The organism is Gemmatimonadaceae bacterium, assembly GCA_036273715.1.
Taxonomy (GTDB): Bacteria; Gemmatimonadota; Gemmatimonadetes; order Gemmatimonadales; family Gemmatimonadaceae; genus JADGGM01.
This window is the reverse complement of record DASUHB010000033.1, coordinates 218788-230978: the sequence shown is the minus strand read 5'-3', so window position 1 is coordinate 230978 and position 12191 is coordinate 218788. Positions and strand designations below refer to the sequence as shown.

General features: G+C 67.4%; 12 protein-coding genes, 1 tRNA gene and 1 riboswitch. Of the genes, 7 read left to right on the top strand and 6 right to left on the bottom strand.

Annotated elements, in window-relative coordinates; all coding sequences use genetic code 11:
- Window positions 1-1631, top strand: a 1631-nt coding sequence (gene pckA, locus VFW04_07660) for a phosphoenolpyruvate carboxykinase (ATP) (GenBank protein HEX5179188.1), incomplete at its 5' end; no start/stop codon positions are given.
- A 7-nt stretch (window positions 1632-1638) separates the two neighbouring features.
- Entirely contained in the window at window positions 1639-2850 is a 1212-nt protein-coding gene (locus VFW04_07655) for an HD domain-containing protein (protein HEX5179187.1), read from the top strand.
- 1 nt (window position 2851) lies between these two features.
- Here VFW04_07655 and VFW04_07650 read toward each other — a convergent pair whose 3' ends face one another.
- The 3 genes from VFW04_07650 to VFW04_07640 are packed head-to-tail and all read right to left on the bottom strand — an operon-like array spanning window position 2852 to window position 5037.
- Window positions 2852-3031 (bottom strand): hypothetical protein, encoded by a 180-nt coding sequence (locus tag VFW04_07650; protein HEX5179186.1) that lies wholly within the window; start codon window positions 3029-3031, stop codon window positions 2852-2854.
- 1 nt (window position 3032) lies between these two features.
- A complete protein-coding gene (locus VFW04_07645; GenBank protein HEX5179185.1) occupies window positions 3033-3782 on the bottom strand; it encodes a Stp1/IreP family PP2C-type Ser/Thr phosphatase in 750 nt (249 codons plus the stop codon).
- Window positions 3783-3828: 46 nt separating this feature from the next.
- A complete protein-coding gene (locus VFW04_07640; protein ID HEX5179184.1) occupies window positions 3829-5037 on the bottom strand; it encodes an FHA domain-containing protein in 1209 nt (402 codons plus the stop codon).
- Between the two features lie 338 nt (window positions 5038-5375).
- Between VFW04_07640 and VFW04_07635 the strand changes: the two genes are divergently transcribed.
- The 3 genes from VFW04_07635 to VFW04_07625 all read left to right on the top strand — a co-directional run bounded on the left by VFW04_07635 (window position 5376) and on the right by VFW04_07625 (window position 8674).
- The gene (locus VFW04_07635; GenBank protein ID HEX5179183.1) at window positions 5376-5633 is read left to right on the top strand and encodes a GlsB/YeaQ/YmgE family stress response membrane protein; all 258 of its coding nucleotides are present in this window, start codon (window positions 5376-5378) and stop codon (window positions 5631-5633) included.
- On the top strand, window positions 5599-8532 hold the full coding sequence (gene uvrA / locus VFW04_07630; GenBank protein HEX5179182.1) for an excinuclease ABC subunit UvrA: 2934 nt from the start codon (window positions 5599-5601) through the stop codon (window positions 8530-8532). Before VFW04_07635 ends, uvrA begins: the two co-directional genes overlap by 35 nt.
- 70 nt (window positions 8533-8602) lie before the next feature.
- A tRNA-Asn gene (locus VFW04_07625) sits at window positions 8603-8674 on the top strand.
- 98 nt (window positions 8675-8772) lie between these two features.
- Here the strand turns inward: VFW04_07625 and VFW04_07620 are convergent.
- Window positions 8773-8964: a hypothetical protein gene (locus tag VFW04_07620; GenBank protein HEX5179181.1), complete on the bottom strand. Its 192-nt coding sequence runs from the start codon at window positions 8962-8964 to the stop codon at window positions 8773-8775.
- Window positions 8965-8988: 24 nt separating this feature from the next.
- Window positions 8989-9076, bottom strand: a riboswitch (cyclic di-GMP riboswitch).
- A 219-nt stretch (window positions 9077-9295) separates the two neighbouring features.
- On the opposite strand from VFW04_07620, the gene purE reads away from it, so the two are divergent.
- Both purE and purK read left to right on the top strand, forming a co-directional pair.
- Window positions 9296-9814, top strand: coding sequence for a 5-(carboxyamino)imidazole ribonucleotide mutase (gene purE / locus VFW04_07615; GenBank protein ID HEX5179180.1), 519 nt, complete (start codon window positions 9296-9298; stop codon window positions 9812-9814).
- On the top strand, window positions 9811-10977 hold the full coding sequence (purK, locus tag VFW04_07610) for a 5-(carboxyamino)imidazole ribonucleotide synthase (GenBank protein ID HEX5179179.1): 1167 nt from the start codon (window positions 9811-9813) through the stop codon (window positions 10975-10977). The genes purE and purK overlap by 4 nt, the downstream gene beginning before the upstream one ends.
- On the opposite strand, the gene VFW04_07605 is transcribed toward purK, so the two are convergent.
- Window positions 10974-11456: a hotdog fold domain-containing protein gene (locus tag VFW04_07605; GenBank protein HEX5179178.1), complete on the bottom strand. Its 483-nt coding sequence runs from the start codon at window positions 11454-11456 to the stop codon at window positions 10974-10976. The two genes, purK and VFW04_07605, sit on opposite strands and share 4 nt — an antisense overlap.
- A 10-nt stretch (window positions 11457-11466) precedes the next feature.
- Window positions 11467-12168 (bottom strand): AcvB/VirJ family lysyl-phosphatidylglycerol hydrolase, encoded by a 702-nt coding sequence (locus VFW04_07600; GenBank protein HEX5179177.1) that lies wholly within the window; start codon window positions 12166-12168, stop codon window positions 11467-11469.
- Window positions 12169-12191: the final 23 nt, after the last annotated feature.

Below are 12191 nucleotides of genomic sequence, written 5' to 3'. Positions count from 1 at the left end.
ACATGGCAACGCAAACCACGCCCCGCGCTGAACCGCGTGAGCGCAAGGGCAACACCGGCCTCGAGGCGCTCGGACTCGCGCCCAAAGGAACCGTTCATTGGAACCTCGTCCCTCCCGAGCTCGTCCAGGCGGCCGTGCGCCGCGACGAAGGCCAGCTCGCCGACAAAGGACCGTTCGTCGGCATCACCACGCCGCACACCGGCCGCTCGCCCAAGGACAAGTTCCTCGTCAAAGAACCGAGCACCGAGCGCGACGTGTGGTGGGGCGATGTGAACCGCCCGTTTCCACCCGAAAACTACCAGAAACTCCTCGCCGACGTCCGCGCCTACCTCGCCGCCCAACCGGAGCTGTTCGTCCAGGACCTGTGGACCGGCGCCGACCCGCGCCACCGCCTCTCCGTCCGCTACGTCTCGCCTAACGCCTGGCAGATGCTGTTCGTACGGAACATGTTCATCCGCCCCGAGCTCAGCGACCTCCCGACCTTCGTGCCTAACTTCAGCGTCCTGCACGCGCCGGAGATGCAGGCCGACCCGGCCAAGCACGGCACCCGCAGCGGTACCTTCATCGTCCTCGACTTCGCGTCCCGCCAGATCCTCATCGGCGGCACCCGCTACGCCGGCGAGCTCAAGAAAGCGATGTTCACGGTGATGAACTACCTCATGCCCAAGTCCAACGTGCTCTCCATGCACTGCTCCGCCAACATCGGCGAGCTGGGCGACTGCGCGCTGTTCTTCGGCCTCTCCGGCACCGGCAAGACGACGCTCTCCGCGGATCCCGAACGCCAGCTCATCGGCGACGACGAGCACGGCTGGAGCGACGAAGGCGTGTTCAATTTCGAAGGCGGCTGCTACGCCAAGGCCATCAATCTCAGCGAAGACAGCGAGCCCGATATCTATCGCACCACCCAGATGTTCGGCACCGTCCTCGAGAACGTCGTCCTCGATCCGAATTCCCGCCGTCCGGATTTCACCAATTCGTCGCTCACCGAAAACACACGCGTCTCCTATCCGCTGCCCTACATCCGCAACCACGTGCCCGGCGGACGCGGCGGACACCCCAAGAATGTCGTCCTGCTCACCGCCGACGCGTTCGGCGTGCTGCCGCCCATCGCACGCCTAACGAGAGACCAGGCGCTGTACTATTTCCTGTCCGGCTACACTGCCAAGGTCGCCGGCACCGAGCGCGGCGTCACCGAGCCGCAGGCCACCTTCAGCGCCTGCTTCGGCGCCGTCTTCCTCGTCTGGCCGCCCACCAAATACGCCGAGATGCTCGGCGCGCGACTCGATCAGCACAAGTCGAAGGTGTGGCTCGTCAACACGGGATGGACCGGCGGACCCTTCGGCGTCGGCTCCCGCATGAAGCTCGGCTTCACCCGGGCAATGGTGCGCGCCGCGCTCTCGGGAGAGCTCGATGCAGTGCCCACCACCACCGACCCCATCTTCGGACTCGCCGTCCCGCAGTCCGTGCGCGGCGTCCCCTCGGAGGTCATGAACCCGCGCCGGACCTGGTCCGATCACGCCGCCTACGACGCACAGGCGAAGAAGCTCGCGGCGATGTTCGCGAAGAACTTCGAGCAGTTCGCGGGCTCGGTGTCCGACGGCGTCAGAAGCGCAGGTCCGAAGAGCGGCTGATCGACGCGTGACGTCGATCCGCGACCCGCTCTGGAACACCATCGTCGTCGATGCGGTCACCCGGCGGCTCATCGACACGCCGGTGTTCCAGCGCTTGCGGTACGTCCGACAGTTAGGCCTGGCGCACCTCGTCTACCCCGGCGCCACCCACACCCGCTTCGAGCACGCGTTAGGCGCGTACCATCTCGCCCGGCGCACCCTCGGCGTGCTCGACGACCGCCGCGAGCTCGACGCCATCCCGCCCGATGAACGCGGCGTCGTCATCGCCGCCGCGCTGCTCCACGACGTCGGCCACCACCCGTTCTCCCACGCGCTCGAGGAAATCGGCGCCCAGCACCACGAAGTCGCCGCGCGCCCGCTCATCACACAGGGCCCGATCGCCGACGAGTTGCGCGCGTCGATCGCCCCCGATGCCCCGGAGCGCGTCTACGCGCTCATCCGCGGGCAGAGCGCGAGTCCGCTCCAAGGCCTCATCTCCGGCTCGCTCGACCTCGACAAGATCGAATACCTCAAACGCGACGCGTTCATGTGCGGCGTGCCGTACGGCGAGATCGATGTCGATCGGCTCATCAACGCACTCACCGTCGTCCCCGACGCGGGACGCGTCACCATCGGCGTGCTGGAAAAAGGACTGTCGGCGCTCGAGTCGCTGCTGTTCGCCAAATACCAGATGTACCGGAACGTCTACTGGCACCACGCCGTACGCAGCGCCACCGCGATGTACAAGCGCCTCGTAGATGATGCGATTCGAGATGGCGCGCTCGACGACAGCGCGCTGTCATCGCTCACCGACGAAGGACTGCTCCACGTGCTCGACACGGCGAGCAACGCGCCGCTGCTCGATGCGCTGCGTACCCGCCGCCTCTACAAGCGTGCGTTCGAGTGCGCCGCCGGCGACCTGCCCGACGGAGCGGGCGACTGGATCGCCGTCGAGCTCGACCGCGTGCGCGCCACCGAAGACGCGCTGGCACGCCGGTTAGGCCTCGCGTCCGGGGAAGTGCTGCTCGACTTCCCGGAAAAACCGCAGATGCTGGGACTGGATCTGCCGGTGCGCCTCCGCGGCGGCCAGGTGCACCGGCTCACGCGGGAAGGCCTGCGCGGGTCGATCAATCTCCCCGTGCTGTCCGACGAGCTCTACCGCTCGGCGCGCGTGCTGCGGGTCTTCGTCGCGCGGCCCGTCTCGTTAGGCGAAGACGCGATCCGCAGCCTGCTCGGCTGACTCAGCCCCCGCGCGATCGCTCCGCGCCGCGCGCCTCCGCCAGTCGCCGAGCAATACCGCGGTAGAACGCGGCATCTTCGTGTCGCTCCTGTTGCTCGAGCGACAACGCCGCCAGCTCCAACGCATACAGGATGTTGCCGAGGTACAACTCCGCGAGCGCGCCGACCGTGCCGTCCGGCATGTCAGGCGCCGCTCTTGCCGTCCGCCGCCGGCGCGCCCGCCGAACCCGAGACCTCGTCCACCGCCACCACCCGCACGACAATCGCCGTGATGTTGTCCAGACCGCCGCGGCCGTTCGCCTCCGCGATCAATGCATCCACCACGCGCTGCGCCGTCGCGCGCGACTGCAATAGCTGCGCGAGCCGCCGGTCATCCACCATTCCGGTGAGACCATCGCTTGCCACCAGGAACGTGTCGCCGCGGCGCACTTCGCCCGCGTACAGATCGGGCTGCACGTCGGTATTGGCCCCGACACACCGCGTGATGACGTTGCTGTACGGATGGTAGCGCGCCTGCTCAGGCGTTAGGACACCGGCGTCCACCTGCTCCTGCACGTACGAATGATCTTTCGTCAGCTGCCGTAAGGCCCCGTCGCGTAGCATGTACACGCGCGAATCGCCAACGTGACCGATCAGATAGTGCGCGTCGTGCAACAGCAGCACGCACACCGTCGTGCCCATCCCCTGCTTGTCGACTTCGGTCAGCGTCCGTTGATAGATGGCCAGGTTCGCGCGCTGCAGCGACCGCTGCACTCGTTCGCGCGCCTCGGCATCCGGCATCGCGTTCGCGTCCCGCAACTCGTCCGACAGGATCCGCACCGCCATGTCGCTCGCGACTTCCCCCGCCGCGTGCCCGCCCATGCCATCGGCGACCACGAACAATCCGCGCGGCAGGTCCGAGAAGTAACTGTCCTCGTTCCCCGTACGAATCATTCCGGTGTGCGTTCCCTGGCCTACTTCAAGCTGCACGCGCGCCCCATCAAAAAAAGAGAAGAAACACAGCAATCGCGACTGCGACGACGACCACCACCCACAACAGCAGCGACGGCCGCCGACGCCGGCCACGCGATTCGCGCTCACCGGCGACGCCAGCCTCCTTCTCCTGCGCCTTCGCCAACCCACCTGGCGGAAACCCTGCTCCCGCACCAGGCTCACGCCCAACCTCTCGACCTCCCGCCCGCCGGCCCTCTGCTCCAGCAGCGATCAATCGAGCGCGCTGCTCCGGCGTGAGCGCCGCAATCGCGCGCGTCTGACCGGCGCCGCCGGCGCCAGGATCAGTCTCTGCGCCCAATGTCTCGTCGCCCACACCACCACCAAACTCCGTTCCAACACCCGTTGGCCGAAACATGAACTTGAGACCGCCAACGCGCAGGTCCGGCGCTCCCTCGAGCAGCGCTTCGCCGAGTATCCGTCGTCCACCTACATAGGTCCCGTTGGTCGATCCCATGTCGACCACATACCACCCCTCGTCCCGCCGCTGCAGCTTCGCGTGCGAGTCCGACACGCTGTCGTCGGCCAACGAGATCTCGTTGTGCGCACCACGCCCGATGTGCGTCAGCCGCGAACGAATCTCGAACACCGTACCGTTCAACACGCCGCTGCTTTTGACTTCCAACGTCGCGAGCACTGGTCGTGCCGGTGCGACATCGGAGTGAAAACGGAATTCCTCGGACCCGACCTTCAGCACATCGCCGGGGCCGAGCCGGCATGATGATGCAACACGCTCCCCATTCACCGACAGCCCATTCGCGCTTAAATCGGTGATCATGTATCCGCCGGGCCCGGCCGCAATCACCGCATGCTTGCGTGACACCTCACCCGTTGGCACCACCACGTCACAGGCCGGATCGCGACCAACGACCAGTCCTTCATCGGGCACGACGTACTCTCTGCCGTCCACCAACGACACGAGTCGGCCGCCAGTTGATCCGTAGTCCACTACCCACAGGCGCTTGGCTGCTGGCGCCGAAGCGGCCTCAGGCCTCTTTACGGCAGCCACAAAGCTCGTGTTTCCAGCCTTTCTGTCGTCCCCGAAGAACAGCTCGGTCGACCCAACATCGATCTTGTCGCCGTGAATCAGCGGCGTCGGCTCCGCACCGAGCTGCACGCCGTTCACCGTGACATCCGCTGCTCCAGTTCGCCTGATGATGCTGCTACCATCCGCCTCGACCACGACGACCGCGCTCATTTCGTTCGGATCACCGTGCGCGGCCGGGACTGGTATGCGGGATCCTTCCACGCTCCCGATCCCATTTTCCCCCGGAACGAGCGGGTGCTGACGAGCGCCGACTTGGAGGTAGGCCATTCAGTAGCTGGAGAGAATCACGGGAGGGAAACATCGCTCACCGAGCGGCTCTTTCCGAGGAACCTCGTAGCCTTAGCCCAACTCGGCAGATCGAAACTATTTCGGGCCAACCACGCAAGCAAGCCGCCGGGACTGATAGATTATTCAGAGCACATGCGCGCGCCGGTCACCGAACGCAACAGCCTGAGTTTCACACACCGCGACATGCCGACGGAGCCGACATGGGCGTCTTGATCTGGCTCGTCATCGGGATCGTGTCAGGCGCAGTCGCCATCTCGCTTGTCCCGGGCGAGGACCGCGGCAGCGCCCTCTCGACCGTGTCGTTCACCGTCGCAGGCGCACTCATCGGTGGCTGGCTCGGAAACGTGCTCGCCGGTCGCCTCGACGCCGGCCTCTCGCTGTGGAGCGTGATCCTCGCCATCGTCGGCGCCGTCACGGTCCTCAATGTCTATCGATCATTCGCCCGGCGTGCGCGATGAAGGCGTCCAATCGCTGGTGGCACGGATGAAGTCGCACATCACGATTCGCGGCGCGCGCCAACACAACCTCAAGGGCTTCGATCTCGAGATTCCTCGTCGCGCGATCACGGTCGTCACGGGACCATCCGGCTCCGGGAAATCATCGCTGGCATTCGACACCATCTACGCCGAGGGACAGCGCCGCTACGTCGAGTCGCTGTCCGCGTACGCGCGCCAGTTTCTCGAACGGATGGAGAAGCCTAACGTCGACTTCATCGACGGACTATCGCCGGCCGTCGCGATCGAGCAGAAGAATCCGACCAAGACCTCGCGCTCGACCGTCGGCACTGCGACCGAGATCTACGACTACCTGCGGCTCCTCTGGGCACGGATCGGTCGAACCTTCTGTCCGGTGTGCGGGCGCGAGATTCGGCCGTCGTCGGTTCAGTCCGTTACCGACGCTGTGCTCGCGCTCGCGCCTGGGTCGCGCTTTGCTGTCGCCTTTCCGCTCATCGTGAGCGAACACGTCACGCACGAGATGATCGTCTCCGGCTTGCGCGAGCAGGGATTCTTGCGCGTCGTCGCCGACGGTATCGCGCTGCACCTCGACGAACTCGCACCGCAGAGCTCCACGACAGTCGACCTCGCGGCCGCGCGGACGTTGCTCGTCGTCGTCGATCGTCTCGTGGCCGAGCCGAGCGCCGCACGGCGCGTCGCCGATGCGGTTGGCACCGCCTTCACCGAAGGCGACGGCGACTGCTTCATCGCGCTCGCGCCGAGCGACGTTGCGCCCGACGGCTCCGTGCTCAAGTTCACCACGCGCGTCGAGTGTCCGTACGACGGCACGTGCGCGCCGGCGCCCACACCACAGCTTTTCTCGTTCAACAGCCCGCGCGGCGCATGCCCGACGTGCAACGGCTTCGGCGCCACGCTCGAGTACGACATCGATCTCATCGTTCCGCATCCCGACCGCTCGTTGCGCGAGGGAGCGATCGACCCCTGGACCAAGCCGCGCTACGACGGCCGGCGCCGTGCGTTAGTCGAGTTCGCAAAGCGGCACCGGATCGATGCCGATGCCCCGTGGTCGAGTCTGACGTCGGAGCAGCACGATCTCCTGCTCGAGGCGAGCGAGCGCGGATACAAGGGAATCTTCCCGTTTCTCCGCGATCTCGAGGAGAAGCGCTACAAGCAGTACATCCGCGTGTTCCTGAGGCAGTATCAGACGGCGCGCGAATGCCCAACCTGCCACGGCACGCGGCTCCAGCCCGAGGCGCTCAACGTTCGCATCGCCGGCCAGACGATTGCGCAGGTGAGCGCGCTGCCCGTCGACCAGCTCGGCCCGTGGCTCGATGATCTGTCGCTGTCCGATTTCGAGCGGCAGATCGCGAGCAGCGTGCTCGCCGAGGCCAGCTCGCGCACGCACTTTCTCGTCGACGTCGGGCTCGGCTACCTGTCGTTAGACCGCGCCGCGCGCACACTGTCGGGCGGCGAGGCCCAACGCATCGCGCTCGCCAACTCCCTCGGCTCGCACCTCGTCGACGCGCTCTACGTCCTCGACGAACCGTCGATCGGCCTGCATCCGCGCGACGTCGGCAGGCTGCTCGCGCTCCTCGCGCGGCTACGCGATGCCGGCAACACGGTGCTCGTCGTCGAGCACGACCTCGAGGCGATCCGCGCCGCGGACTACATGGTCGAGCTGGGACCGGCCAGCGGCGAACGCGGCGGGCAGGTCGTGTTCGCCGGACCCCTCGCGCGGGCCGCCGCCAGCCCGCTCACGGGCGGCTATCTCACCGGAACCCGCGCCATCCCCGTGCCCGCCGAGCGTCGTCCGTTAGGCCCGAGGTGGATCGCGCTCTCCGGCGCCCGCGAGCACAACCTGCACGGCGTGTCGGTGCGCATTCCGTTAGGCTGCCTCACCGTGGTCACCGGCGTGTCGGGAAGCGGCAAGAGCACGCTCGTCCACGACGTGCTCTACCGCGCGCTCGAGGCCCGCCTCCGCGGCGAAGACAGCGCCAAACGCCACCTGGGCGAGCGCGCCGGCGAGCTCGACGCCATCACCGGCTGGGACGCCCTCGCCGACGTCGTCCTCGTCGACCAGAGTCCCATCGGCAAAACGCCGCGCTCCAACCCCGTCACCTACGTGAAAGCGTTCGACGAGATCCGCCGCATCTTCGCCGAGCAACCCCTCGCCCGCAAACGCCGCTACACGCCCGGGACGTTCAGCTTCAACGTTCGCGGCGGACGCTGCGAAACCTGCGAAGGCGCGGGCCACCTCCAGGTGGAAATGCTGTTCATGGCCGACGTGTACGTCCCCTGTGACGATTGCGGCGGCCGTCGCTTCAAGCCCGAGGTGCTGGATGTCCGCGTCAACGGCAAGAACATCCATGATGTCCTCGAGCTCACCGTCGATGAAGCCATTCGCTTCTTTCCGCGAGAAGAGAAACTCGGCCAGGCACTCTGGCAGCTGCAGCAGGTGGGACTCGGCTACCTCAGACTGGGACAGCCGGCGCCGACGCTGTCGGGCGGCGAAGCCCAGCGCATCAAGATCGCGCGCGAGTTGACTAACGCAGGCCGCACCGGCGGCCGAAAGCTCTACATCATGGACGAGCCCACCACCGGCCTCCACCTCGACGACATCCGCAAGCTCCAGCGCGTCTTCGAGCGGCTGCTCGACAACGGGCATACGCTGCTCGTCATCGAGCACAACCTCGATGTCATCAAGCTTGCCGACTGGATCATCGACCTCGGACCGGAAGCCGGCGAGCGCGGTGGACGCGTCGTCGCCATGGGCCGGCCCGAAGAGGTTGCCGCGCTGGATGCGTCGCACACCGGACGATGGCTGCGCACCGTGCTGCCCGGCCGAGTCCCCGCCCAGGCGCGACGCGAAGAACAGTCGCTCGCGCATCACGCGGCCTCGTAGTCTGGTTGCGCTCACGCCGTTGACTTCGCCCTCCGCCGGCGCGAAATTTTCGTTTTCGCACGAATCATGATCCCGAGTAGCTCAGGGGTAGAGCAGCCGGCTGTTAACCGGCGGGTCGGGGGTTCAAATCCCTCCTCGGGAGCTCGTCCGGATATAAATGTGCGACGAAGGCCGCCCTTGCAGGCGGCCTTCGTCATCACGTCCTGTGCGCCGAGGCGCTGAAGGGAGGCGGACGCGAAGTCAGCGAATCGAGGTGCTGTGGGTCGACGTCGCCTGAGCGCTGCTCGACGAGCCGGCGCCGGTCACGACGTAGTTGGCGTGCGTCGCTCCGGGCGTGGGAGGAATCTCGGTGGGGAATCCCCCCATGCATGCGGCCGCGACAAGGGGGAGCACGACGAACATCGCCGTATGCAAGGTGCGAGGGACGCGCATGTCGACGCTCCGTGACGGGAGTTGGTCGGCGGCCCGACTGGCGTGGCGCATCAGGCGCCGTAGCCTCGTAGCTTTGCGTCGCCGGCTTTCGCCGGGTTTGCCTTTGTCGCCGCGGCCGTCGAGCCGCGCGATCATGCCGTGTGGCACCACACGTGGGTGCTGCATTCGGGGGACGAGCGGATGAGCGCCCGCGTTTCGCGTCGCCGCGCAGAAGACATCTCGACGTCGTTCGACGCCGAAAATATGTTTACGGTCCTTTTTACCGGCGCATGGCTCGCACGTCGAGCGGCCGTGTCCACCTGAGCGCGCGAGCGCGGAGATATTTCTCGACATGGCTTCCAAGCGTGATGCCTCCCGCGCCGCTCCCGCACCGTTGGTCGGTGTGATCATGGGCAGCAAGAGCGACCTCGAGCATCTGCAGCCCGCCGTCGACCTCCTAACGGAGCTCCAGATTCCCCACGAGGTGCGCATCGTGTCGGCGCACCGCACGCCCGAGTGGATGGCGGAATACGCCGCCACCGCGGAGCGGCGCGGCCTCTCGGTGATCATCGCCGGCGCCGGCGGCGCGGCGCACCTGCCGGGCATGGTATCCGCGCACACGATTCTGCCGGTGTTAGGCGTGCCGGTTCCCGCCACCGTCTTGAACGGCATCGATGCACTGCTCTCCATCGTGCAGATGCCCAAGGGCGTCCCCGTGGGCACGCTCGCCATCGGAAAGCCGGGCGCCGCCAACGCCGCACTGCTCGCCGCCGCCATCGTCGGCGGCACGCACGCCGAGGTCCGCGAACGGCTCCGCGCCTGGCGCGCCGCGCGCACCCGCGAGGTCCGCGAGCAGGAGCCGCAGGCGTGACGAGTGTGCTGCCGGGATCGACGTTGGGCATTCTGGGGGGCGGACAGTTAGGCAGAATGGTCACCCTGGCCGCCCGGACCCTCGGCTACCATGTCATCGTGCTCGACCCGGATCCGCACTGCGCCGCCTCCGCCGTCGCCGATCGCGTCATCGCGGCCCGCTTCGACGACGCGCATGCCGCCGCCGAGCTCGCGCGCGCGTCTGACGTCGTGACGGTCGAGATCGAGAAGATCGGCATCCCGTCGCTCGAGGCGGCCGCGCGTATCGTGCCGGTGCGGCCCGGCGCCCACGTGCTGTACCTGGTCCAGGACCGCGCTCGACAGAAGGATTGGTTGAACGAGCATGGCTTCCCCGTGGGCCCGTATTGGACCGTCCAGTCGGCCAGCGAGCTCGCCGCTGCGTCGGAGCTCGCCGGCCCGCATGCCTTCGTCAAATCGACGACCGGCGGATACGACGGCCGCGGCCAGCTCCGCCTCGCCGGCCCGGCCGCCGCGGCCGAAGCCTGGCGTCAGTTAGGCAGCCGCCCGTGCGTGGTCGAACGCGCCCTCCCGCTGGAGCGCGAAATCTCCGTCCTCGTCGCCCGGCGTCCGGGCGGCGAGACCGTGGTCTATCCGCCCGCGTGGAACCACCATCACGAAGGCGTGCTCGATTGGTCCGTGATCCCTGCGCCCATCGGCGCCGACATCGCGGCACGAGCGTCCGCGATCGGCGCGGGGATCGCCGCATCGCTCGACGTCGTCGGGCTGCTCGTCACCGAGATGTTCGTGTTAGGCGACGGCACCATCACCGTCAACGAGCTCGCTCCGCGCCCGCACAACAGCTTTCACCACACCGAGCTCACGGTCATCACCAGCCAGTTCGAACAGGCCGTGCGCGCCGTGTGCGACCTGCCCCTTGGCTCTCCGGAAGTGGTGAAACCCGCTGCCATTGCGAATCTTTTCGGCGATATGTGGCTCGGCGGCGCCACGCCGCGCTGGGACGCCGCGCTCGCAATGCCGAATGTGCGCGTTCATCTCTATGGCAAATCGCCGCGCCCGGGCCGGAAGATGGGACACCTCGGCGCCGTCGGCGACACGCCGGACGCCGCGGTCGCCCTGGCTGTCGAAGCGCGGCGCCGCGTCCGGGACGCCACCCGCGCCGCCGGCGCCGCGCCGGCCGCCTAACGATCGCGACGCGCCGGACCGATCAGCCACCGCGCGCATCCGCGCGCCACGAGGCTGCCGTCCGCGTCGCGGATCTCGGCGACGAATTCGTGCTCGCACTCCTCCGTCGCGTCGACGTCGGGCGCGTGGCATTCCGCGGTGAGCGTCCCCCGCGCTTTCTTGAGAAAATCGATCGAGAGATTCGTGACGATTCCCCGCGCGCCGTCGGGCAGCCCGACGATCATTGCCAGCCCCGACGTCACCTCGGCGAGATTCATGAGCGCCACCGCGTGCACCGACCGCAGATGGTTGCGCACCGCCCGGCGATCGCGCATCACCACGCGCGCATACCCAGGCCGCAAGGCTTCGACGCGGGGATGGATCGTGCCGGTGTACGGCACCATCCCGCCCAGAATCGTGGCGAACATCCATTTGCCGCCGGGTTTTCCGCTCAACTGCTCCCACAGTGTGCGCAGGCGCACGCCAGGAGAGGTCGCCATGGCAACTCCGTTAGCGAGCGGCGTCCAGCAGATGCGACGCGATGACGCCGTATGCTTTGTCGAAGTGATGCCCGCCGGGCATCGCAGTCACCGTCACGCCGCGCACGCCGGAGAGCGCGGGGCACGCGCTCTCCGACTCGCCGGTGCCGTAGACGCACCAGACGCGCACACCCGCGTTCGCCAGCTCCTCGATCTCCGGCACCGTTTTCAGATCGTCCTTGCGCTTCTTGTTGGAGATGAGATCGATGAGATGAAACTTGAAGTTTGCGTTGGGCGCAGCGCCGAGCAAGGCGACGAGCCGGGTCCGCGCCTCGAGGTCGGGCGGCAGCCGGGTCGCCATGAACGGCAATACGTCCGCGCCCCGCGAGTATCCCACGAGAATGAGACTGTCCGCGCCGAACTCGGCGAGATAATGCCGCGCCATCCAGGCCAGATCGCGCGACGCCCCGTTGGGGTCGCGCTGCGTCGAGAAATAGGAGCGCGAGTCCAGTCCGACCACCGGAATGCCGTGCGCGGCGAGCGAGTCGGACAATTCCCTGTCGATCGCGGCCCATCCGCCATCGCCGGACAGGATGACCGCCATGGTATGCGAACGTGCGCCGCGCGCGGCCACTTCGTGCAGCGGCAGCTGCGTGGTGTCACGTACCGTCGCCTGCGGGCGCGCACCGCGCGCCGCCAGCGCGATGGCCAATGCCGCCAGCGCCGCGCTCACCAGGATGAGTGCCCCGCCGCTCG

Coding starts and splice junctions, on each gene's coding strand:
- VFW04_07620 (HEX5179181.1), bottom strand. CDS start 8,964: ATGCGCGTCCCTCGCACCTTGCATACGGCGATGTTCGTCGTGCTCCCC.
- VFW04_07650 (HEX5179186.1), bottom strand. CDS start 3,031: ATGCCGGACGGCACGGTCGGCGCGCTCGCGGAGTTGTACCTCGGCAAC.
- VFW04_07635 (HEX5179183.1), top strand. CDS start 5,376: ATGGGCGTCTTGATCTGGCTCGTCATCGGGATCGTGTCAGGCGCAGTC.
- VFW04_07645 (HEX5179185.1), bottom strand. CDS start 3,782: ATGATTCGTACGGGGAACGAGGACAGTTACTTCTCGGACCTGCCGCGC.
- purE (HEX5179180.1), top strand. CDS start 9,296: ATGGCTTCCAAGCGTGATGCCTCCCGCGCCGCTCCCGCACCGTTGGTC.
- VFW04_07605 (HEX5179178.1), bottom strand. CDS start 11,456: ATGGCGACCTCTCCTGGCGTGCGCCTGCGCACACTGTGGGAGCAGTTG.
- VFW04_07640 (HEX5179184.1), bottom strand. CDS start 5,037: ATGAGCGCGGTCGTCGTGGTCGAGGCGGATGGTAGCAGCATCATCAGG.
- uvrA (HEX5179182.1), top strand. CDS start 5,599: ATGTCTATCGATCATTCGCCCGGCGTGCGCGATGAAGGCGTCCAATCG.